Origin of the sequence: Pseudomonas sp. PKS (genome assembly GCF_051913525.1) — a bacterium.
Classification (GTDB): Bacteria; Pseudomonadota; Gammaproteobacteria; order Pseudomonadales; family Pseudomonadaceae; genus Aquipseudomonas; species Aquipseudomonas guariconensis_D.
Genome location: NZ_JBEGDO010000022.1, coordinates 33001 through 56901 on the forward strand (window position 1 = coordinate 33001; position 23901 = coordinate 56901).

Here is a 23901-nt window from a genome sequence, read left to right on the forward strand (position 1 = left end):
CCACACATGACCCTCTCCCTCCAGCCAGGCCATGACGACGTAGGCGGTGAACTGTTCCAGGCCTCTGCCCAGCAGGCGCTGGCTTTGGCCAACCAGGGCGAGCACCCAGGGCACGCCTGGGTGGTGCTCAGCGTTGCACGCCTGCCCGATGCCGGCACGCTGTCCGCGCACCTGGCTACCCTGGGTGCGCGCCACGAAATACTGCGCACCCTTTACCGCCGCCTGCCGGGCATGGCCTGGCCGCTGCAGGCCGTGCAGGCGCAAGTGCCTGGCGCCGTACATGCCGAGGCCGACCGCGACCTGGACCAGGCGCTGGCCTGGGCCAGGGCCCAGGTGGGCGCAGCCGGTGCCTGCAGCGTGGCGGTGAGCGCCCTGGCCGGTGCCCAGCCACGGTTGCTGCTGCTGGGCAGTGCGGCCAGCCTCGACCGCGCCAGCCTGCTGATGGTGGCGGGCGAGTTGGCCGCCTTGTGTGAGGGCCGCGTGCTCGCCGACAACGACGAGGCGTTGCAGTACGTCGACTTCGCCGCCTGGCAGCAGGAACTGCGCGAAGATGAGCTGGGCCGCCAGGGCGCGGCGTTCTGGCAGGCGCTGGTGCACAGCCATCAGGTCAACCACCGCCTGGCCTTCGAAACCCCAGGCCACGCCAACGCTCGCCACCAGGCCAGGCGTGCCGATGGTGCCCTTGAGGCGCTGCTGGCGAGCGACGGCGGCCAGGCGCGGGTGCTGGCGCTGTGGGGCGCCTTCCTGGCCCGTATCAGCCAGCAGGACCGTTTGCTGATCGGCCTGCACGTGGAGGGCCGCAACGAGGACCTGGCCGACGCCTGCGGCGTGTTCGCCCGGGCCCTGCCGGTGGCCTTCGACCAACGCCAGGGCGCCAGCCTCGATGGGTTGACCGACGAGATGACGACCCGCCTCGAACAGTCGCGCTCCTGGCTGGATTGCCTGAACGAGTTCGAGTTGGGGCTGTGCCGCTACGGCGTCGTGCATCGCCCGAGTGCTGCGGCGCAAGGCGTGCTGGCGCTGGAAGCCGAAGGGGCGGTCGAGCGCCTGCGCCTGGTGCTGGGCGAAGGCCAGGTGTGCTTGGATGCCGATGCCGGCGCCTTCAGCGTCGAAGCCTTGCAGACGCTGCTGGGGCAGTTCCTGCATTTTGCCGGGCAGGCCCTGGCCGCGCCGGCGCAGGACCTGGCAGCGGCCAGCCTGCTCGATGAGGCCGGTCGCCAGCAGGTGCTGCAGGGCTTCAACCCCCAGGCCGCGTCCCTGCGTCAGGCGCGGTTGCTGCCATCGTTGTTCACTGAGCAGGCCGAACGCCAACCCCAGGCCATCGCCTTGAGCGTGGGCGGTGAGCGGCTGACCTATGGCGAGCTGGAGCGCCTGTCGAACCAGGTGGCCAACACCTTGCGCGCCCAGGGTATTGGCCCGGACCAGGTGGTGGCGGTGTATGGCCAGCGCAGCCGTGAGCTGGTGGTGGCGCTGCTGGGCATCCTCAAGGCCGGTGGCGCCTACTTGCCGCTGGACCCGAACTACCCGACCGAGCGCCTGGCCTTCATGCTCGCCGATGCCGGTGCCCAGCAGGTGTTGGCCTGCCTGCCACTGCTTGAGGCCTGGCAGCAGGACCTGCGCCTGACCGTCACCTCCCTGGCCGCCGAGGCGCCCGTGTGGTCGGCCAGCGAGCAGGCCCCGGCGCCACTGGGCGATGCCGACAACCTGGCCTACGTGATCTACACCTCCGGTTCCACCGGCAAGCCCAAGGGGGTCATGGTCAGCCACGCCAACGCCGTGGCCTCGACCTTGGCCCGTGGGCACTTCTACCGCGAAGCGCTGGGCAATTTCCTGATGTTGTCGTCGTTCTCCTTCGACAGCTCCGTGGCCGGTGTCTTCTGGGCGTTGAGCCAGGGCGCGACACTGACCCTGCCGGACGAGCACCGCTACAAGGATCCGCAACAGTTGGCCACGCTGATCGCCCGGGAGGGCGTGACCCATTACCTGACGCTGCCCTCGTTCCACGGGCAGATCCTCGAATACCTCGATGCACCCAGCCTGCGCTGCGTGATCGTTGCCGGCGAGGCCTGCACCCAGGAGCTTGCGCGGCGCCACGGCGAGCGCCTGGCAGGGGTTTCGCTGGTCAACGAGTACGGACCGAGCGAAGCCACCGTGTGGTCCACCGCCACCTATTTGGACCCGGCCGACGGCCATGGCATCGCCATCGGCAAGCCGGTCCAGGGGCTGCGGGTGCATGTGCTGGATACCCAGTTCGAGCCGGTCGCGCCGGGTGTCGAGGGCGAGCTGCACGTGGCCGGCGATGGCCTGTGCCGTGGCTACCTGGCGCGGCCGTCACTGACCGCCGAGCGCTTTTTGCCGGACCCGTTCGCCCAGCAACCGGGACAACGTCTGTACCGCACAGGCGATGTGGCGCGCTACCGGGTCGACGGCACCCTGGACTGCCTCGGACGCCTGGACCACCAGGTCAAGCTGCGCGGTTTTCGCATCGAGCTGGGCGAAATCGAAAGCGCCCTGCGCGCCGGGCGCGGCGTGGACGATGCCCTGGTGATCGCCCATGACACCGCGGCGGGTAAACAATTGCTGGCCTTCGTCGTTTCTACTCAGGAAGGTCACGAGCAACTGGGCCTGGACCTGCACAGCCACCTCTCCCAGGTGCTGCCCGAGCACATGCTGCCGGCGCGCATCCGGGTGCTGGAACGCTTCCCGCAGACCCCCAATGGCAAGCTCGACCGCAATGCCTTGCTGGCCCTGGACAGCCGACGCAGCCAGTACATCGCCCCGCGCACGAACCTTGAGCGCACCCTGGCCGGTATCTGGGCCGAGGCCCTGCAGGTGGACAAGGTCGGTGTGCAGGACAGCTTCTTCGAGCTCGGCGGCCATTCGCTGCTGGCCACCGCGATCCGTACCCGGATCCAGGAAGCCCTGGGCCTGACGATCCCGCTGCGGGTGTTCTTCGAGGGCGAGACCCTCGAGCGCCTGGCGCAGGAGATCGATGCATTGCGCGAGCAAGCCGGTAATCAGCAAAACACAGTGGACTCCCTGGAGGCGCTGTTCGACGAGGTTGAAGCTCTATGAATGCGGTACCGGACAGAATGCTGGCGCTGGCGCAACGGTTTGCAGGGATGTCGGCCGAAGCTCGGCAGGCCCTGCAAGGCAAGATGCGCGAGCAGGGCCTGACCCTGGAAGCCCTGCCGATCCCGCCGCGTGCGGCGGGCCTGCAGGTGGTGCCGGCGTCCTACGCCCAGCAGCGGCTGTGGTTCATCTGGCAACTGGAGCCACAGGCCAGCGCCTACAACCTGACCGGTGCCTTCCGCCTGCGCGGCCCGCTGGACCGTGCGGCCCTGGAGCAGACCCTGGCCGCGCTGCTAGCGCGCCATGAAGTACTGCGCACCACCTTCCGCCTGGAGGAGGGGGCTGTGCAGCAAGTGATCCACGCTGCGATGGCCTGTCCGCTGGAGCAGGTCGAGGCGCACGAGGCAGACCTTAAGGCTGCCATCGCCAGCGCTGCCCGGGCACCGTTCGACCTGGCCCACGGCCCGCTGATGCGGGCCCGGTTGGTCCGGCTCGGCGCCCAGGACCATGTGCTGGTGCTCACGCTGCACCATATCGTCACCGATGGCGCCTCGTTGCCCATCCTGATCGAGGAATTCACCCGCCACTACGCGGCGTTCGCCAGCGGCCAGGCGCCGCAGGCCGAGGCCCTGCCGATCCAGTACGCCGACTTTGCCCTGTGGCAGCGGCTGTGGCTGGAGGCGGGCGAGGGCGAGCGGCAATTGCAGTATTGGCGCGAGCAGTTGGGCGATGAACACCCGCTTTTGAGCCTGCCGCTGGACCGCAAGCGCCCGAGCGTGCCCAGCCAGCAGGGCGACTGCATCAGTGTCCAGGTGCCTGCCGCGACCCTGGAAGGCCTGCGCCAGTTGGCCCGCGAGCAGGGCTGTACGCTGTTCGTGGTGCTGATGGCGTCGCTGCATGCCTTGCTGCACCGCTACAGCGGCGAGCACGACATCCGCGTCGGCGTGCCGGTGGCCAACCGCACACGCCAGGACGTGCAGACGCTGCTGGGCTTTTTCATCAACACCCAGGTGCTGCGCAGCCAGCCGCAGCCCGAGCAACCCTTCCTGAGCCTGTTGCAGGCCCTCAAGGCTGCGGCCGTGCAAGCCCAGGGCCACCAGGATGTGCCGTTCGAGCAACTGGTGGACGCGCTGCAGCCTGAGCGCAGCCTGAACCAGAGCCCGCTGTTCCAGGTGATGCTCAACCACCAGCAGGCCGCCGCCGAGGGCAGTGCCCGCTGGACGTTGCAAGGGCTGGAGGTCGAAGTGCTGGCAGTCGATGAACGCAGCACCAAGTTCGACCTGATGCTCGACACCGTCGAAGGGCCCGAGGGCCTGAGCGCGGCGTTCACCTATGCCACCGACCTGTTCGATGCCGCCACCCTCGAGCGCATGACGCGCCACTGGCTGAACCTGCTGCAAGCGATCGTGCGAAATCCGGCCACGGCCCTGGGCAAGTTGCCGATGCTCGATGCCGCTGAGCGGGCTGCCACCCTGGCCGAGTGGAATCCCAGGCCGGCCCGGCATGAGGTGCGCGAGTGCCTGCACCAGCGCATCGAGCGCCAGGCGGCCTTGCGCCCAGCGGCCACCGCGGTGGTGTGCGAGGGCGAGCGCCTGAGCTATGGCGAGCTCAACCGCCGGGCCAACCGCCTGGCCTGGCATCTGCGTGCCCAGGGCGTAGGCCCGGACGTGCGCGTGGGCATCGCCTTGCCGCGCTCGCTGGAGATGCTGGTGGGGCTGCTGGCGATCCTCAAGGCCGGCGGCGCCTATGTGCCGCTGGACCCTGAGTACCCCGAGGAGCGCCTGGCCTATCTGCTCGAAGACAGCGGCACGCGCCTGCTGATCAGCCAGGCGCCGCTTGCCGCGCGCCTGCCGAAGGTCGAGGGCCTTCAGACGCTGTTGCTCGATCAGGCCGGTGACTGGCTGAGCGAGGCGCCCGAGCACGACCTGCCCAACCTGACCGACCCCGACAACCTGGCCTACGTCATCTACACCTCAGGTTCGACCGGCAAGCCCAAGGGCACCTTGTTGCCCCATGCCAATGTGTTGCGCCTGTTCGAGGCCACCCAGCAGTGGTTCGGCTTCGACGCACACGATGTGTGGACGCTGTTCCATTCCTACGCGTTCGATTTTTCGGTGTGGGAGATTTTCGGCGCGCTGCTGCATGGCGGCAGGCTGGTGGTGGTGCCCTATGCCACCAGCCGTTCGCCCCAGGACTTCCACCGCCTGTTGCGCGAGGAGGGCGTGACCGTCCTCAACCAGACGCCGTCGGCCTTCCGCCCGCTGATCGAGGTGGCGTGCGCGGCCCGCGACCAGGGGCCGCTGGCCCTGCGCACGGTGATCTTCGGCGGTGAGGCCCTGGAGGTGGCCGACCTGCGGCCTTGGTTCGAAGCCTTCGGCGATCGCCAGCCGCAACTGGTGAACATGTACGGCATCACCGAGACCACGGTGCACGTGAGTTACCGGCCACTGGGCTGGGCCGACCTTGAATCGAGCAACAGCAGCCCGCTGGGCGAGCCGATCGGCGATTTGTCGTGGTACGTGCTCGACAGCCATTTGAACCCGGTGGCCAAGGGCTGCGTGGGAGAGCTGTACGTGGGCGGGGCGGGCCTGGCACGGGGCTACCATCAACGTGCGGATCTCACCGCCACGCGCTTTGTGGCCGACCCCTTCGCCGAGCGCCCTGGTGCGCGCCTGTACCGCACGGGCGATTTGGCCCGTTACAGCGCCGACGGCAGCCTCGAGTACATCGGCCGGATCGACCATCAGGTGAAGATCCGCGGTTTTCGCATCGAGCTGGGCGAGATCCAGCGCTGCCTGCAACAGCATCCGCAGGTCGCCCAGGCCCTGGTGCTGGTGCACGAGGCCGGTGCCAGCAAGCAACTGGTCGGCTACCTGGTGGCCAAGGCTGGTGTCGAGGCCGGCAGCAGCACCTTCGGCCAGGGCCTGCGTGACTACCTGCGCGGCGAGCTGCCCGACTACATGGTGCCCGCACACTTGATGGTGCTGGACGCCTGGCCGCTGACCAGCAACGGCAAGCTCGACCGCAAGGCGCTGCCCGCGCCGGGCCTGGCGCCGTCGCGAGGGGCCTGGCAAGCGCCGCAGGATGCGCTGCAGGCTGACCTGGTCACGCTCTGGGAAGAGGTGCTCAAGCGTGCGCCAGTCAGCATCGATGACAACTTCTTCGAGCTCGGTGGCGACTCGATCATCGCCATCCAGCTGGTCAGCCGTGCCCGTCAGAGCGGCATCCGCTTCAGCCCCAAGGACCTGTTCCAATACCAGACCGTGCAGAGCCTGGCGCGGGTCGCGGTGCGCAGCGAGGCGGCAGTCCACAGCGATGCGCCGGTGGCCGGGGAGGCGCCGCTGACACCGATCCAGCAGTGGTTCTTCGAGCAGCCCGTGGCCCATCGCGCCCACTGGAACCAGTCGGTGTTGCTGGACCTGCGCCAGCCGGTCGATGCGCAGCACCTGCGTAGGGCGCTGGCCTGCGTGATGCGCCAGCACGACGCCCTGCGCCTGCGCTTTGCGCAGCAGGCCGGCCAGTGGCGCCAATGGCATGCCGAGGCGGGCGCCGAGCAGCCGGTACTGCAACACGCCCACGCCTGTGACGAGCAGGCGTTGCTGGCGCTGTGCAACCAGGCTCAGGCTAGCCTGGACCTGGCCGAGGGACCGCTGCTGCGCGCCCTGCTGGTGGACATGGCAGAGGGCGGGCAGCGCTTGCTGTTGGTGGTCCATCACCTGGTGGTGGACGGGGTGTCCTGGCGGGTGCTGTTCGAGGACCTGCAGCAGGCCCTTCAGCAATTGGCCGTCGGCGAGCCGCCGCGCCTGCCGGGCAAGACCAGCGCCTACCAGCAGTGGGCCCGGCGGCTGGTACAGCATGCGCAGAGCCCGGCATTGCTGGCCGAGGCCGCCTACTGGCACGCCCAGTACCAGGACGTGGCGCCAGGCCTGCCGAGCCAGGCTGTGGCCCACCCGGTGGCGCAGGAGATTTGCGCCGTGCAGACCCGCCTGGACCCGAACCTCACCCGCCAATTGCTGCAGCAGGCGCCAGCGGCCTATCGCACCCAGGTCAATGACCTGTTGCTGACCGCCTTGGCCCAGGTGATCTGTGCCTGGACCGGCCAGGCCTCGACCCTGGTGCAGCTCGAAGGCCATGGCCGCGAAGACCTGTTCGAGGACATCGACCTGAGCCGCACGGTGGGGTGGTTCACCTCGATCTTCCCGGTCAAGCTGACCCCGGCGCAGGAGGCTGGCGCCAGCATCAAGGCCGTCAAGGAGCAACTGCGCGCGGTGCCGAACAAGGGCATCGGCTTTGCCATCCTGCGCTACCTGGCCGACGTGGGCCTGGGCGCGCTGCCGGCACCTGCCATCACCTTCAACTACATGGGCCAGTTCGATGCCACCTTCGATGCGCAGGCGGCCTGGCAACCGGCACGTGAGCGCGGCGGTGATGAGCAGGCGCCGGGCAACACGGTGCTCGAAGGCCTGAGCATCAATGGGCAGGTGTATGGCGGCGAGCTGTGCCTGAGCTGGTCGTTCGACCCGCGCCGCTTCGCCCAGGCCCAGGTGCAGGCCCTGGCCGACGCCTATGGCCAGGCCTTGCGTGGGCTGATCGAGCACTGCCTGGCCAGCGACGGCGGGCTGACACCGGCCGATGTGCCGCTGGCGCAACTGCGCCAGGCGCAGCTCGATGCCCTGAACCTTGCGGCGCGCGACATCGAAGACCTCTACCCGCTGTCGCCGATGCAGCAGGGCATGCTGTTCCACAGCCTCTATGACGATGAGCCGGGCGCCTACGTGCACCAGCTGCGCCTGGACGTCGAAGGCCTGGACGTCGAGGCCTTGCGGGCGGCCTGGCAGGGGGCGCTGGACGCCCATGACACCCTGCGTGCGCGCTTTCTGTGGGGCGATGAGCTGCGCCAGCCGTTGCAGGCGATCGGGCGCCAGGTGCGCCTGCCGTTGGAACGGCTGGACTACCGCGGCCAGCCGCGCAGTGCCTTGGAGGCCTTCGCCGAGGCCGACCGTCAGCGCGGTTTCGATCTGGCCCAGGCACCGCTGCTGCGGGTCAGCGTGCTGGACACCGACGAAGGCCGGCAGCACCTGATCGTCACGCACCACCACATCCTGCTCGATGGCTGGAGCACCTCGCAGTTGCTTGGCGAAGTGATGCAGCGTTATGCCGGCCAGACCCCGGCCAGCAGTGCCAGCCGCTACCGTGACTACATGGCCTGGCTCGTCGTCCAGGATGCCCAGTCCGCCCAGGACTTCTGGAGCGCCCAGCTGGCGCCGCTCGAAGAGCCGACCTTGCTGGCCAATGGTGCTCAGGCCGAGCCTGGCGCAACGGGCTTCGGTGAATACTTCCAGGTGCTCGACCCGGCGGCCAGCGCGCGCCTGGGCGCGTTTGCCCGGCAGCACAAGGTCACCCTAAACAGCCTGGTGCAGGCGGCCTGGCTGCTGCTGTTGCAGCGCTACAGCGGGCAAGCCTGCGTGGCCTTCGGCGCCACCGTGGCCGGCCGTCCGGTGGACCTGCCGGGCATCGAGCAGCAGTTGGGCCTGTTCATCAACACCTTGCCGGTGATCGCCCGCCCTGAACCCGGGCAATCGGTGGCGCAGTGGGTACAGGCGATCCAGGCGCTGAACCTGGACCTGCGCGAGTACGAGCACAGTCCGCTGGCCGAGGTGCAGCGCCTGGCAGGGCTGGGCAATCTGTTCGACACCTTGCTGGTGTTCGAGAACTACCCGCTGGCCGAGGCGCTGCAGCAGGGACCGGGCACGGGCTTGCGCATCCTCGACGTGCAAGGTCGCGAACAGACCCATTTCCCGCTGACGGTTTCGGCCGACTTCGGCGCGCGCCTGTCGCTGCGCTACAACTATGCCCGCAGCGCCTTTGGCGACGCCTTCATCGCCAGCCTGCACGAACACCTGTGCAACCTGTTGCAGGCCATGGCCGCAGCGCCTGAGCAGGCCTTGGGCCGATTGACGCTGCTGGGGGATTCGGAGCGCGATTTGCAACTGCTGGCCTGGAACGACACCCAGGTGGCTTTCGCGCCGATGCAGCCGGTGCATCGGCTGTTCGAGTCGCAGGCCGAGCGTGCGGGGCAGGCGCCGGCACTGGTGTTTGGCGATCAGCAACTGGACTACGCCGAGCTCAACCGCCAGGCCAACCGCCTGGCGCACCGCTTGCGCGCACACGGGGTGGGCCCGGAGGTGCTGGTCGGCATCGCCGCCGAGCGCTCCCTGGAACTGGTGATTGGCCTGTTGGCCGTCCTCAAGGCCGGTGGCGCCTACGTGCCGATGGACCCGGACTACCCGACCGAGCGCCTGCAGTACATGCTCGAGGACAGCGGCGTGGGCTTGCTGCTCAGCCACAGCACCCTGCTAGCGCGCCTGCCGCTGGCCGATGGCGTGCAGGTGCTGTGCCTGGATCAGCTGGACCTCACCCAAGGCCCGGACCACAACCTGGACCTGGCCCTGGACGGCGCTTCGCTGGCGTACATGATCTACACCTCGGGTTCCACCGGCCGGCCCAAGGGCGCGGGCAACCGTCACGACGCCTTGTACAACCGCCTGGCCTGGATGCAGGCGGCCTACCCGCTGGGCGCGGGGGACACGGTGTTGCAGAAGACGCCGTTCAGCTTCGACGTGTCGGTGTGGGAGTTCTTCTGGCCGCTGATGGTCGGCGCCCGCCTGGCCATCGCCGAGCCCGGGGCGCATCGTGACCCGGCGCAACTGGTGGCGCTGATCAACCGTCACCAGGTCGATACGCTGCATTTCGTGCCGTCGATGTTGCAGGCGTTCGTGCGCGACGAGGGCGCGGCCTCCTGCCACAGCCTGCGCCAGGTGATCTGCAGTGGCGAGGCGTTGCCCGCCGAGTTGCAACGCCAGGTGCTGCGCGTGCTGCCCAAGGCCGGGTTGTACAACCTGTACGGCCCCACCGAGGCGGCCATCGACGTGACTCACTGGACCTGCCGCGATGACGGTGGGCACAGCGTGCCGATCGGCCGTCCCATCGCCAACCTGCGTACCTATATCCTCGACGACAGCCTGCAACCCCAGGCCGTCGGCCGTGTCGGTGAGCTGTACTTGGGCGGCGTGGGCCTGGCGCGCGGTTACCACCAGCGCCCTGGGCTGACCGCCGAGCGCTTCGTCGCCTCGCCATTCGAGGTCGGCCAGCGGCTGTACCGCACCGGTGACCTGGCCCGCTACCGCGCCGACGGAGTGATCGAATACATCGGCCGGATCGACCATCAGGTGAAGATCCGCGGCCTGCGCATCGAACTGGGCGAAATCGAGGCCGCCCTGGTCGAACAGCCCGGCGTCGCCGAAGCCGTGGTGCTGGCGCTGGAGCTGGGCAAGAGCACGCAACTGGTGGCGTATCTGGTACCCAGTGCCGGCGCGCTCGACCCGGCGGCGCTCAAGGCTGCCCTGGCCGCGCGGCTGCCCGAGCACATGCAACCGACTCAATTGATCGAACTCGAACGCATGCCGGTGACGGCCAACGGCAAACTCGACCGGCGCCGTCTGCCGGCACCCGAGGCCCGCACGCGCCAGGGGCGCGCACCGGCCACACTTGCGGAGGCGAGCTTGCTGGCGGTCTGGCAGGCGCTGTTCGAGCGGGACGACATCAGCGTCGAAGATGACTTCTTCGCGCTCGGCGGCGACTCGATCGTGTCGATCCAGGCCGTGGCCCTGGCGCGCAAGGCGGGGCTGTCGATCACGCCCAAGGATGTGTTCAGCCACCCGACCCTGGAGGCTTTGGCCCAGGTCGCCACCGCCTTGGCACCGCCGCTCGAGACGCCGGAGGCGCGGGTGTCGGTGGGGCTTTCGGCGGCACAACTGGCGAGCCTTGGACTCACGGCAGCGCAGGTCGAGGACGCCTACCCGCTGTCGCCCATGCAGCAGGGCATGTTGTTCCATACGGTGCAGGACGGCGACGATGGCCTGTACGTCAACCAGATCGAAGTGGGCGTGGTGGGCGTCGATCCGCAGCGCATGCTCGCGGCGTGGGAGGCGGTAGCCCGCCGCCACGCGATCCTGCGCACCGCGTTCCTCTGGGAGGGCGAGCAGGAACCGCTGCAGGTGGTGCTGCGCGAAGTGCCGCCGCTGCTGACCGTGCTCGACTGGCGCAACCGCGCCGACGCCCGGCAGACCGTGCGCGTGCTGGCCGATGCCGAGCGCGAGCAGGGCTTTGCCCTGGGTAGCGCGCCGTTGCTGCGGGTGCTGTTGGTACGCATCGATGAGCAGCGGTACCGGCTGATCTGGACCTACCACCACATCCTCATGGATGGCTGGAGCGTCTCGCGGCTGATCGGTGACGTGCTGCGCCACTACAGTGGCCAGGCGCTGTCTCCGGTGGCCGAGTACCGTCATTACATCGGCTGGCTGCAGCGCCAGGATCCGCTCACCAGCGAAGCATTCTGGAAGACTGCGCTGGCAGCGCTGGAAGGGCCGACGCATCTTGCCCGTGCCGTACCGGTCAAGCAGCCGCAGGCGGGCTATCACGCGCTCTACACCCAGCTGGATGCAACGCAGACCACGCGCCTGCAGCAGTTCGTCCAAGGGCAAAGGGTGACCCTCAACACCTTGGTCCAGGCGGCCTGGCTGCTGCTGTTGCAGCGTTACAGCGGCCAACGCACGGTGACCTTCGGCGCCACCGTGTCGGGGCGTCCGGAAACCCTGGAAGGCGCCGAGCAGATGCTTGGGCTGTTCATCAACACCTTGCCGGTAGTCAGCAGCGTGCCGACCACACAGGCCGTGGGCGACTGGCTGCGTGAGCTGCAGGCCTACAACCTGCGCATCCGCGACCACCAGCACACGCCTCTGGGCGACATCCAGCGCTGGGCCGGGCAGGGCGGCCAGGCGCTGTTCGACAGCATCATCGTGTTCGAGAACCAGCCGGTCGACCGCACGCTGCGCGAGTGGGATGGTGAGTCGTTGCGCTTTGAGGAGGTATCGGACTTCGGCCTGACCAGCTTCGCCATGGACCTGATGGTCAGCGTGGAGGATGGCGGCCTGCGCATCGAGTACATGCACCAGCGTTCGCACTTTGATCTTGCGACGGTCGAGCAGATACGCGCGCACATGGAAAGCCTGCTGCGCAGGCTGTGCGACGATGCCCTCCAGCCGGTCGGCTGTCTGGGCCTGGTCGAGGGCACGCCGCGCCAGTTGCAGGCGACCGCGCCATCTATGGTCAACACCCCGGTGCATGAGCTGATTGCCCGTCGTGCCCGGGAGTTGCCGCGCCATCCGGCGTTGGTGCTGGGCGAGCAAGTGCTCGACTACGCCACCCTCGAGCGCCGCGCCACGGCCTTGGCCGTGCGTCTGCAAGCGTCGGGTGTGGGGCCGGAAACCGTGGTGGGCGTGTTCATGGAGCGTTCGCTGGAGCTGGTGGTGTCGCTGCTGGCGGTGCTCAAGAGCGGCGGCGCCTATGTGCCACTGGACCCGGAGTATCCAGCCGAGCGCCTGCGCTACATGATGGCCGACGCTGGCATGGCGGTGCTGCTGACCCAGCAGCGCCTGCAGGATCGGGTGACGCTGGCGCCATCGGTGACCTGCCTTGCGGTCGATACGCTGGCACTCGATGAAACGGTCGATGCCTCGTGCTTGCCGGCGGTTCAGGACCTGGGACTGGCCTACCTGATCTACACCTCGGGCTCTACCGGCAAGCCCAAGAGCGTCGCCGTGGCCCATGGGGCGATCAGCATGCATGTGCAGGCCATCGCCCAGCTCTACGAGATGGACCGCGACAGCCGCGAGCTGCACTTCATGTCGTTTGCCTTCGATGGTGCCCATGAGCGTTGGATCACCACGCTGATCAGCGGCGGCACCCTGGTGATCCGTGACAACAACCTGTGGACCGCCGAGCAGACCTTGCAGGTGCTCAAGGCGCAACGCATCAGCATCGCCTGCTTCCCGCCGGCCTACCTGCTGGAGCTGGCCGAGCAGGCCGAACGCCAAGGCGAGGCGCCGGCCGTGCGCATCTACTGCTTTGGCGGTGACGCAGTGCCGGACGCCAGCTTCGAGCGGGTCAAGCGCAGCCTGGCGCCACAGTACCTGGTCAACGGCTATGGCCCGACCGAGACCGTGGTCACGCCGCTGCTGTGGAAGACCCCGGCGAGCGGGCATTGCCAGGCGATGTATGCGCCGATTGGCCTGGCGGTGGGGGCGCGGACCCTGTACGTGCTCGATGGCGACCTCAATCCCTTGCCGCCGGGCCTGGTCGGTGAGCTGTTCATCGGTGGCGAGGGTGTTGCCCGCGGCTACCACCACCACCGCGGCCAGACTGCCGAGCGCTTCGTCGCCGACCCGTTTGGCGCGCCGGGTGCGCGGCTGTACCGCACGGGCGATTTGGTGCGCATGCGCGCCGATGGCGTGGTGGATTACGTGGGGCGCGTCGACCATCAGGTCAAGGTACGGGGTTTCCGGATCGAGCTGGGCGAGATCGAGGCGCGGCTGCGCGAACAGGCCGGGGTCAAGGATGCCTTGGTGGTGGTGCGCGACACCCCGCAAGGCCGCCAGCTGATCGGTTATGTGGTCGCCGCTGCCGAACAGGGGCTGAGCCAGCGCCTGCTGGCGGCCCTGCGCGAGCGCCTGCCGGACTACATGGTGCCGGCCCAGGTGGTGGTGCTGGCGCAGTTCCCGCTCACGCCAAACGGCAAGCTCGACCGCAAGGCGCTGCCGGACCCTGATTTCGGGGCCCGCGAATTCGTTGCACCGCGCACGCCCCTGCAGGCGGCGCTGGCGCAGGTCTGGCAACAGGTGCTGGGTGTCGATCAGGTGGGCATCACCGACAACTTCTTCGAGCTGGGCGGCGATTCGCTGCGCACCTTGAAGGTGATCTCCCGGGTACGGGCGATGCCGGTGCTGGGCTTCGAACTCAAGCTGCGCGACATGATGGCCAACCCGACCATCGCCGGCCTGACCGCTGGCCAGGGCCAGGCGCCGGAACCGTTGCTGCTGCTCAACCAACCGGTGACGGATGCTGCGCCGCTGTTTTGCCTGCACGCAGGGTTCGGCACGGTGTTCGACTACGAGCCCCTGGCCCGGCGCCTGGACGGGCAGCGCACGGTGTACGGCGTGCAGTGCCGGATGCTGCTGGACCGCCAGTGGCAGGACTTGTCGCTGGCGCAGATGGCCAGTGACTACGCCGCTGCCATTCGCGCTCGCCAGCCCCAGGGGCCGTATCACCTGCTTGGCTGGTCGCTCGGCGGCAGCCTGGCACTGCTGGTGGCCCAGGTCCTGGAGGGCCAAGGGCAGAGCGTGCGCTGGCTGGGCCTGGTGGACAGCTACGTGCCGCTGGACACCGGTGAGCAGGTCGAAGCGGTGTGCGAAGACCTGCAGGCCTTCCTCTGCGCCACCCTGGGGATGGACCCGGACGCGGTACAACCGGTGCTCGACGGGCGCCGAGAGATCGGGGCCCAGGAGGTGGGTGGGTTGATTGCCGAGGTGATCCAGCGTCAGCCACAACAAGGTGCGGGTTATGCCTTGCTCGGGGCCGATGAGCTGGCGCATACCTTCATGGTCAGCCAGCGGCTCAAGCAGCTGTCGCGCGAGCTGCCGGCGTTGCCGGTGGTCAAGGCCGGGCTGCGTTGCTGGTGGGCCAGTGCCAACCCGACCGGTGAGCGAGCGGCGCTCGAAGCGCAGCAACCGCGTGTTGCCCACACTGAGGTGGTGCGCGCCAGCCACTACGACATCCTGCATAGCCCCGGCTGCCTTGATGGGGTGTTGGCGACCCTCGAGCAGGTGCGGCTGACTCAAGCCTGACCGGCCAGTCTCGCGGTTTGCAGTAAATAGCCACGCCCGGCTTACGTTAGTGAGTCGAGCGTGGTTTTTTTTTGGAGACCGATCGATGCCGCTGCACCCTGATATTGAAGGCTTTCTCGAACTGGTGGAGCTTGGTCGCCTGACCGGCAAGAGCCAGCCCATGCATGAACTGTCGCCGCAACAGGCACGCGAGCAGTTCGCCCAGGCTTCACGGCTGCTGGACAGCGCCCCGGCCGGCAACCTGGAAATCACCCAGCTGGCGATCCCCAACCGCGACGGCCAGCCCCTGGCGGCGCGGGCCTATCAGCGTGCCCAGGGTGCGGAGCGACTGCGTCCGGTATTGGTGTATTTCCATGGGGGGGGCTATGTGGTGGGAAGCCTGGATTCCCACGACACCCTGTGCCGTCGCCTGGCCTTGGCGGGGGACTTCGTGGTGCTGTCGGCGGACTACCGGCTGGCGCCGGAGCACAAGTTTCCCACCGCATTCAACGATGCCGAGGACGTGGCACTGTGGCTGCTCAACGAAGGCGCCCGGCATGGCCTGGATGCCGGGCGGGTGGCGTTGGCAGGCGACAGCGTCGGCGGCAGCCTGGTGGCCGCGCTGGCGATCCGCGCCGCTTCGGCCCCGGAGCAACTGGCGTTGCGGCCGAAGGTCCAGGTGCTGCTGTACCCGGTACTGGATGCGGCGGTGGAGCGGCCCTCGTTGGAACGCTTTGCCGAGGGCTACCTGCTGGAGAAACAGTCGCTGCGCTGGTTCTACCGGCAGTACGAACGCGACACCGCAGACCGGCTGGACTGGCGCTTCTCGCCGATCCATGCCCAGCTGCCAGCGCAAATGGCGCCGACGATCCTGTGGCTGGCCGAGTTCGACCCACTGCTCGATGAAGGCCTGGCTTATGCCGAGCGGCTGTGTGGGGCTGGGCTTGAGATCGACTGCCAGGTCAAGGCAGGCCTGACCCACGACTTCGCACGCATGGGCGAGGTGGTAGGCGAAGTGCCCGGGATGCTGACGACGCTGGCGCAGGAAATCCAGCGGCGTCTCTGAGCGCCTTGGGGCCGCTGCGTGGCCCATCAGGGGCGCAGCGGTTTTGCTTGCTTTTTCCAAGAAAAAAGTAAGCCGCCGTAAGGGCGCAAGGGTGAATCAGCGTCACCCAGCTCAATGGATAAGCCCACAAACCGCAGAACCGACACAGCCCCAACGAAAAAGCCGGAGCCCACACACGTGGCTCCGGCCTCCTGGTCCTGCCTGGCGCCGATCAGTAGCGGGCGCGCAAGGTCAAGGTCAGGTTCCGCGGCTCTCCATAGAAGTTCGACCCCCAGGCACTGTCGACCCGGTCGTAGTACTTACGATCGAACAGGTTGTTGGCGGTCAGGGTTGAGCTTAGGTGCTCGCTGAACTTGTAGCCCACCTGCGCGGTGGTGACCGCGTAGCCACCCTGAACGAAGTCGACATCACCGCGTCTGTAGGAGGTTTCGCTGACCACACGGGTACCCCCGGCCACGTGGAAGCCTTTGAGCGCGCCGTCGAGGAACTCGTATTTGGTCCACAGATTGAAGTTGTGCTTGGGCGTGATGGTGCTGAACTGGCTGCCTTTGCTCACGCCGTTGGTGGTGTCGTCCTCCAGCAGCTTGGTCATGGTGAAGGCATAGCCGGTGGCGATGCTCCAGTTGTCGGTCAGGTTGCCGGTCAGCTCGGTTTCCCAGCCTTGGCTGCGCACCTTGCCGCTGGCTTCGTAGCCGTTGACGCCGTTCCACTGGGCGCGGTTCTCGTCGAAGATCTGGAACATCGCCAGGGACGCGTTCAGGCGGCCATCGAGCAGTTCCTGCTTCAGGCCCACTTCATACTGCTTGCCCTTGTGCGGGCCGACCATCTGTTTGCCGGTGGCGTCGGTTTCGCTCTGCGGCTTGAACACGCTGGTGTAGCTGGCGTAGGCCGAAAGCTCGGGGGTCAGCTTGTAGACGATGGCGCCGTAGGGAATGGCCTTGGCGTTGGTCTCGGTGGACGGGTTGCCAAAGTTGTTGAAGAAGGTGTTGGCGTTCTTCGCATCAGCCTCGAACCAGGTCACGCGGCTGCCCAGGATCACGTCCAGCTCGTCGGTGACACTGAGCTTGGTGCGGCCATAGATCCCGTACTGCTCGCTCTTGGAGTAGTTGAAGTTGGTGTGCGGCATGTCCAGGTGCGGCAGGTCGTTGGCGCCGCCGATGCCGATCGGAAAGCCGTCCGCCCAGCCATCGCCGTCCCTGTCGACGGTGCCGTAGGTGAAAGCTTTGTCCAGGTGCTGGTACTCGCCGCCGAGGGTGAACTCGTGGGTGCGCCCGGCGAAGGTGAACGGCGAGGTGACGAAGCTGTCCAGGCCCAGGGTCTTGATGCGGGTGTAGTAGGAGTACATCGACGCGATGGCGGTGTTGGTCGCCGGGTCCACGCCGTCAGTGGTCCAGCTGAACTCACGGGTAGGGGTGCGGGCGTCGCGGTAGGTCAGCGAGGTCTTCCATTGGCCGCCGTTGTCCAGGGCGTGGTCGAGCTCGGTGAAGGCTTCCCAGGTCTCTTCCTTGAGCGTGTTCCACTTGGCGTCGATGTAGGTGTGACGGCCCACATCCAGCAGCTTGCCGTTGGCATAGGCCGGCAGGCCGAAGGCCGGGGTGGAGTCGTTCTTCTGGTAGGCGCCACCGAACGACAGGGTGGTGCTCGGGTCCAGGTCCATTTCCAGGCGGCCATAGAACATCGGGCGCTCGTTCTCGACGTAGTCGACGAACGACTTGTTGTTTTCGTAGGCGGTGACCGCACGACCGCGGATCGTGCCTTCGGCATTCAGCGGGCCGGTGACGTCGACCATGGTGCGGTAGCGGTCCCAGGAACCTGCGGCCACCTCGCCGTTCAGGGCGAAGGTGTCCAGGGCGCGCTTGCGCACCACGTTGATGGTACCGGCCGGCTCGCCGGACCCTGCGTACAGGCCGCTCGGACCGCGCAGCACTTCGACGCGGTCATACATGGCCAGGTCGAAGCTGGTGGCCATGTCGCCTTGGCCGGTGATCTGCGAGACGCCATCGACCTGCACCTGGTCCACCAAAAAGCCGCGCATGTACACGTCGTTCAGGCTTGAGCCGGTGTTGTAGGTCTTGATGGTGGCGCCGGTGACCTGGCGCATCGCGTCCTGCAGGTTGTTCATGTTCTGGTCATCCATGCGCTGGCGGGTGACCACGGTCACCGACTGCGGGATGTCCTTCAGGCGCTCGGTGCCTTTGCCGATGGTGACCGCCTGGGCCGCGTAGGCGTGCGTGCCTTCGGAGGTGGCGCTCAGGGCCTGGCCGTCGATCTGGATGTTCCCCAACTCCAGAGCGTCGCCAGCCGAGGGCCCCTGCAAGGTGACCTGGGAACCGTCGATGCTGTAGCGCACGCCGGTGCCTTGCAGCATCTGGCGCAGCGCCTGTTGCGGTTCAAGGCGACCGTTCACCGCAGTGGAGCGCTTGCCGCCGACGGTGTCAGGGCTGAACAGGATCTGCAGGTTGGTCTGCTGGCCGAGGGCTTGCAGCGCCGAACCCAGCGGTTGCGACGGGATGTTCAACTGGATTTCCTGGGCCTGGACGATGGCTGCGCAGGGCAGCATGAGGGCCAGGGCCAGCGGTGACAGTGCGTGTTTGACAGACATCATGCTTCCTTTGAAGGAACTTGTAATTTTTCGGGTGAATGAGAGTTGTTCGTATTCAGGAAGAAGACGCATAGCCTTCTGGAAACCGGAAAAATTTCTTGCAGGTCGTAGAGGAAAAGTGACGCGCCCGGGGTCAGGCGCGCTCGGTCAAGGGGTGAAGCTGGCCGCCACGCACTTCGATGAGCTGGTCGGCCAGGTCGAAGTAGCGGTCGTCGTGGGAGATCACGATCACGGTCTTGCCCTGGCGTTTGAGGTCCGGCAGCAGCTCGGTGTAGAAGACCTTGCGAAACGCCGGGTCCTGGTCGGCGGCCCACTCGTCGAACACCAGCACCGGGCGCTCGTCGAGCCAGGCGTGCAGCAGGGCCAGGCGTTTGCGCTGACCGGTGGACAGATCGGTGGTCGAGAACGCACCGTCGCGGATGGTCACCTTGTGCGCCAGTTCCAGGCGTTCAAGGTAGGCCTGGGTGTGCTCGGGGAGCACGCCCTTGCGTTCGAGCAGTTCCTGGAAGAGGAAGAAGTCGGCGAACACGGTGGTGAACAGCTGGCGATAGTCGTCACGCTGGGCAGGGCCGACGGCCTGGCCGTTGAGCAGTACCTGGCCACCGTGGGGCTCATACAGGCCCAGCAACAGCTTGATCAGGGTGGTCTTGCCGCTGCCGTTCTGGCCGACGATGAACAGCAGCTCGCCAGGCGTGACCGTCAGATCGAATGGCCCCATGCGAAACGGCGGCATGCCGTCGACGCTGGGGAAGGCATAGGTCAGTCCACGCAGCTCCAGGCTTTTGAGCACAGGGCGTGCGCCGGTCTCGTTGGCGGGTAGCAGGAACGGCTCGGGCGTGGAGAACGCGGCGTTCATGTCGGCGATGCGCTTGAGGGCGACGGCGTTGCGGCTGATCAGCGGCAACAGGCTGAGCACCGATTCCATCGGGCCTTTCATGAACAGCAAGGTCATGATGAAGCCGCTGAGCACGCTGTTTTCGACCGGCACCCCCCAGGTCTGCTGGGCCAGGCACAAGCCGATGACCATGAAGAACAGCAGCGAGCCGAAGGTGCTGGCACTCAGGAAGATGTTCACCGAGCGGATCTGCAGTGCGGCGATGCGCTGCACGGTGGGAATCACCTGCTCGCGGTACAGCGTGTGCCGGCGCTGGCGGTGCATGCGCAGTTCCTTGGCGCCCTCGGCCATGCTGCGGTAGTACTGCTGCAACTGGTCTTCTTCTTCGCGGGCGGCTTCAAAGCCGCCCATGCCATGGCTGCGCGCCACGTACTGGGCGATGCAGCCAAGCACCACGGCGCTGGCGGTGATCAGGAACAGCGTCCCATCGAGCATGGCCAGGTAGCCCAGGCAACCCAAGGTCACGGTCAGCGAGACGATCAGCTGCGGCAGGCCGAAGGTGAAGTCGCTCACGGTGTCGATGTCGTGGGTCAGCACCGGGATCAGGCGATGGCTGCGGTAGCGCTCCAACTGCTCGATCGGGGCGCAGAGCACCTTGCCGCCCAACGAGATGCGCAGGCGTGCGATCACCTGCTGGCCAACGTAATTGGTGCCGATGTTCGCAGCGATGGCGCAGCCCAGGGCCAGCGCACACAGCCCGGCGAAGCCGAGCATGACCGCGCTGGCGATAGCCTGCTCGCTGTGCATCAGGGCGTTGATCCGCGCCAGCAGTGCGGTCACGCTCAGGCCGCCGACGATCCCCAGCACGATGGAGATGGCCAGGGTGGGCAGCAGCGGGCGCAGGATCGACAGCAGTTCGCGGGATGTAGCCTTTGTCGAGCTCATGAAGCGTCCTCGGAAAACGGCCGCGCGTTACGCGCGGCTCAGGGCGACGGCTTCACGCAGCCCGGCACGCTGGCCGGCCAGGGTCTGGTACAGCGACTGACCGATTTCGCTGGCGCGCATCGGCAGCACCGAGAGCAAGGTGTCGGACAGGCCGTGCGAGCTTTCGCAGAACCCTTGCAGGTACACCGCCGCCTGCAGGTCGTCGCTGGCCAGGGCCCGGTAGTCGCGATCGACCACGAAGTCCTTCAGGTGCTGCTGCAGGGGTGCCAGAAGCTCGCGGTGCGAGCGGCGTTCGTAGCCGGTGGCGAGGATCACCGCGTCGTAGCGATGGGTCTGCTGCTGGTGGGTGGCCAGGTCCTGCAGGGTCAGCTCGATGCCCTCGGCAGTGGCGGTGGCCGCTTCGACCTGACGGCGGCAGAGCACGGCGTGACGGAACTGGTGGGCGACTTTCTGTCGGTAGAGGATGCCGTAGATGCGCTCGAGCAGGTCGATGTCCACTACCGAGTAGTTGGTGTTGTGGTACTCATCGATCAGTTTCTTGCGCTCGGGCTGGCTCTGGTTGAACACCAGGTCGGTGTACTGCGGCGCGAAGATTTCGTTGACGAAGGGGCTGTCGTCGGCGGGTTTGAGCGCCGAGGCGCGTACGATCATGTCGACCCTCACCGATGGGTAGCTGTCGTTCAGGTCGATGAACGCCTCGGCCGCGCTCTGGCCGGAGCCGATGATGGCGATGCGCATTGGCTTGCCGTCGCTGCAGGGCAGGGCCGCCAGGCTCTTGAGGTAGGTGGAGTGGTGGAAGACCCGCGGATCACCCTTGAACGCGGCGAAGGTCGCCGGCACTTTCGGCGTGCCGCCGGTGCCGACCACCACCGAGCGGGCCAGGCGGCGGCGCTCCTGGCCGTCCGCCTCGCGGGAGATCACTTGCAGGTGCTGGATGCGCCCGGCTTCCAGGACCGGCTCGATGCGCACCACTTCTTCGCCATAGGCCGCCTGGGTGGTGAAGTGTTCGGCAGCCCAGCGCAGGTAGTCGTTGTACTCCAGGCGGCAGGGGTAGAAGGTGCCCAGGTTGACGAAGTCCACCAAGCGCTGCTTCTGGTGCAGGTAGTTGACGAAGCTGTAGGGGCTGGTGGGGTTGCGCAGGGACACCAAGTCCTTGAGGAAGGAGATCTGCAGTTCGCTCTGGGTGGCCAAGGTGTCGCCGTGCCAGCGGTAGTTGCGCTGCTTGTCGATGAACAGGGCATCGAGGGCGTAGCCGTGGGTGTCGGCGAGTTCTTCCAGGGCGATGGCCAAGGCCAGGTTGGAAGGGCCGAAGCCTACGCCAATCAGGTCGTGAAGGGGCTCGGAGGTTGGGTGCTGGCTCATGGTGACGATTCCTCGGGGTCTGTCGGAGGTGGGTGCCTTGAAGGCACCCGGGTCCTGCGCATGTACACCGATAGAACGAGCCGTCAGCCGTGCAATTTAGAACTCTTCTCGTTCTCGAGTTCCCGGACGACGCGAAAGCCGATCCAGTCGCCGCGATCGTCCGGATAGGTCTGGTTGCGGTTGCCCGAGCGGGAGAAGATCGGTGCTTCGCCCCAGTCGTTGCCGCGCAGTTGCACCAGCTCGCAGTTGGGCTCCTTCCAGGCGCTGCCATCACTCGGCGCGCCGACGTAGCTGTCGTGATAGCAGTCGGCAGTCCATTCGTAGACGTTGCCGTGCATGTCGTACACGCCGAAGGCGTTGGGCGGGTAGCTGCCCACGGGGGCGGTATAGCTGAAGCCATCCTTGGGGCCGTAGACGTTGGCGTGGCGGGTGATTTCGTAGTCGGCATCCGGGTCCAGAGGGAAGGGGAACGGACCGGTGCTGCCGGCACGGGCCGCGTATTCGCGTTCTGCCTCGCTGATCATGCGGTAGGTATGGCCGGTCTTTTTCGACAGCCAGGCGACATAGGCCTCGACGTCCTTGTAGCTCATGCACACGGCAGGGTGGCGGTCGGCGGTTTTGGGGTCGAGCTTGTAGCTGGGGACGCTGTTGGTGCAGCGCCGGCCTGGGCGATCGTCACCGTCGGCGATCACCGTACCGGTCTGTTTGAGGTAGGCCTGCCACTCGCCTGCGGTAACGTGGAAGCGGCTGATGGCGAAGGGTTTGTCGAAGGTCACCAGGTGCAACGGGCCCTCGTCAGGCTGATGGCCGACCTCATCGTCCGGGGTGCCCATCTGGAAGCTGCCGGCGGGCAGTACCACCATCTGCGGGCAGTCCTTGCAGTCCTGGAACACTTCGCCGGGCTTGTGGTCGTGCGCGCCTTGGGCCGGGCCTGCGAGCAGGCAGCCGAGCAGGCCGAGTAGGGATAGCGGGCGTAGCAGGTTCGTGGGCATCGTGGGTTCCTTGCTGTGGCGGTCATAGCGTGCGCTTGAGCAGCGCGAGGGTACGGTCGATTTCCTGTTCGTCGTTGAGCAGGCCCGGCGCGGTGCGGATCACCGGGCCTGCGTCGCGGTACACGGCGTCGACCATCACCCGGTGTTCGATCAGGTAGTTGGCGAACCGGTCCTGGTCTTCCTCGGCCTTGACGCGGAAGAAGGTGAACCCGGCCGAATGGGTGCTGCCTTGGGGGGTGACCAGTTGGAGTTGGTCGATTTCCACCAGGCGCTGTTTGAAGTAGTCGTTGAGCTGGTGGATACGCGCCTGCACATCGGCCTTGCCCAATTGCAGGTGCAGTTCGAAGGCTTTGCCCACTGACCAGCGGTGCTCGAAGCTGTGATAACCCCCGGGGGTCATGATGGTGGCGAAGTCCTCGTCCTCGGAGAACGTGGCGAAGGTGGGTACCAGGTGGTCTTGCAGTTTTTCGCTGGCGGCGCAGATCAGGCCGGTGCCCCGAGGGCCGAACATCCACTTGTGGGTACCGGCGATGAAGTAGTCGCAGCTGAGGTCGCAGAAATGCGCATCTTCGACGCCGAACCCATGCACGCCATCGACCACGTAGACGATGCGGTCCTGCTCGTCGCGGTCGCGATTGTGCCGACGCACCAGCTCGCCGATCTGGCCGATGGGCAGCTTCACGCCACTGCCCGAATGCACCCAGGTCATGCCCAGGACGCGGGTATTGGGCCTGATGGCGCGGTCGATGGTCTCCAGGATGCGCTCGGTGCTGACCTTCCAGGCCTCGTCGAACAGGCGAAGCTTGCGCACCTGGGTGCCCTGCCGGCGCTGGCGCAGGTCGAAGCTGGTGTTGGCCGAGTAGTGTTCGTGCTCGGTGGTGAGGATCTCTTGGTGCGGTGCCACCTTCAGGCCCGCGTAGATCATCCCCAGGCCTTCAGTGGTGCTGCCGGTCAGGGCGATCTGGCGGGGTTTGACGCCCAGATAGCGTGCGGCCCACTCGCGGACCTCGGCCTCGCGCTTCCACACCGCCTGGCTGTGCCAGTCCATCCATTGCGCTGGGTTGCGGTCGAGCTCGGCGCGGTAGTAGTCGATGCGCTCTTGCACTGGGCGAGGGTGGGTGGTCACCAGGAAGTTGGACAGGTGAATCACGTCCGGCGCCTGGGGGAACAATGTGCGCAGCTGGCGCCATTTGTCCTGGCCGGTCAGCGACGTCGCAGGCGCGGCGGCGGCCAGGGCGTGGGGCATCATGGGAAGGCTTGCGGCCAGCAGGCCGGCTTGCTTTAGGAAGGTACGACGATTGCTCATG

At 67.1% G+C, this 23901-nt stretch carries 8 protein-coding genes; 3 read left to right on the forward strand and 5 right to left on the reverse strand.

The window, feature by feature from the left end:
* The first annotated feature begins 6 nt into the window (after positions 1 to 6).
* From ABOA88_RS19355 to ABOA88_RS19365, 3 genes are all read left to right on the forward strand, one after another.
* The gene (locus ABOA88_RS19355; protein WP_367851994.1) at positions 7 to 3075 is read left to right on the forward strand and encodes a non-ribosomal peptide synthetase; all 3069 of its coding nucleotides are present in this window, start codon (positions 7 to 9) and stop codon (positions 3073 to 3075) included.
* Positions 3072 to 14813 (forward strand): amino acid adenylation domain-containing protein, encoded by an 11742-nt coding sequence (locus tag ABOA88_RS19360; protein ID WP_437437105.1) that lies wholly within the window; start codon positions 3072 to 3074, stop codon positions 14811 to 14813. Before ABOA88_RS19355 ends, ABOA88_RS19360 begins: the two co-directional genes overlap by 4 nt.
* 85 nt (positions 14814 to 14898) lie before the next feature.
* Positions 14899 to 15858 carry an alpha/beta hydrolase gene (locus tag ABOA88_RS19365; RefSeq protein WP_367851996.1) on the forward strand — a complete coding sequence of 320 codons (960 nt, stop codon included), beginning with the start codon at positions 14899 to 14901 and terminating at the stop codon, positions 15856 to 15858.
* Positions 15859 to 16069: 211 nt separating this feature from the next.
* On the opposite strand, the gene ABOA88_RS19370 is transcribed toward ABOA88_RS19365, so the two are convergent.
* The 5 genes from ABOA88_RS19370 to pvdN form a co-directional block, all read right to left on the reverse strand.
* Positions 16070 to 18460, reverse strand: a complete 2391-nt coding sequence (locus ABOA88_RS19370; protein WP_419183399.1) for a TonB-dependent siderophore receptor — start codon at positions 18458 to 18460, stop codon at positions 16070 to 16072.
* Positions 18461 to 18593: 133 nt separating this feature from the next.
* Entirely contained in the window at positions 18594 to 20240 is a 1647-nt protein-coding gene (locus ABOA88_RS19375; protein WP_367851997.1) for a cyclic peptide export ABC transporter, read from the reverse strand.
* 27 nt (positions 20241 to 20267) lie between these two features.
* Positions 20268 to 21602 (reverse strand): lysine N(6)-hydroxylase/L-ornithine N(5)-oxygenase family protein, encoded by a 1335-nt coding sequence (locus ABOA88_RS19380; RefSeq protein ID WP_367851998.1) that lies wholly within the window; start codon positions 21600 to 21602, stop codon positions 20268 to 20270.
* Positions 21603 to 21685: 83 nt separating this feature from the next.
* Positions 21686 to 22594 (reverse strand): dihydropyoverdine dehydrogenase, encoded by a 909-nt coding sequence (pvdO, locus tag ABOA88_RS19385; RefSeq protein WP_367851999.1) that lies wholly within the window; start codon positions 22592 to 22594, stop codon positions 21686 to 21688.
* Positions 22595 to 22616: 22 nt separating this feature from the next.
* Positions 22617 to 23900, reverse strand: a complete 1284-nt coding sequence (pvdN, locus tag ABOA88_RS19390; RefSeq protein ID WP_367852000.1) for a pyoverdine-tailoring periplasmic protein PvdN — start codon at positions 23898 to 23900, stop codon at positions 22617 to 22619.
* Position 23901 lies beyond the last annotated feature (1 nt).

Bases quoted from the DNA above. Each gene is read 5' to 3' on its own strand.
- ABOA88_RS19355 (WP_367851994.1), top strand. From the start codon at position 7: ATGACCCTCTCCCTCCAGCCAGGCCATGACGACGTAGGCGGTGAACTG.
- ABOA88_RS19360 (WP_437437105.1), top strand. From the start codon at position 3,072: ATGAATGCGGTACCGGACAGAATGCTGGCGCTGGCGCAACGGTTTGCA.
- ABOA88_RS19365 (WP_367851996.1), top strand. From the start codon at position 14,899: ATGCCGCTGCACCCTGATATTGAAGGCTTTCTCGAACTGGTGGAGCTT.
- ABOA88_RS19370 (WP_419183399.1), bottom strand. From the start codon at position 18,460: ATGTCTGTCAAACACGCACTGTCACCGCTGGCCCTGGCCCTCATGCTG.
- ABOA88_RS19375 (WP_367851997.1), bottom strand. From the start codon at position 20,240: ATGAGCTCGACAAAGGCTACATCCCGCGAACTGCTGTCGATCCTGCGC.
- ABOA88_RS19380 (WP_367851998.1), bottom strand. From the start codon at position 21,602: ATGAGCCAGCACCCAACCTCCGAGCCCCTTCACGACCTGATTGGCGTA.
- pvdO (WP_367851999.1), bottom strand. From the start codon at position 22,594: ATGCCCACGAACCTGCTACGCCCGCTATCCCTACTCGGCCTGCTCGGC.
- pvdN (WP_367852000.1), bottom strand. From the start codon at position 23,900: ATGAGCAATCGTCGTACCTTCCTAAAGCAAGCCGGCCTGCTGGCCGCA.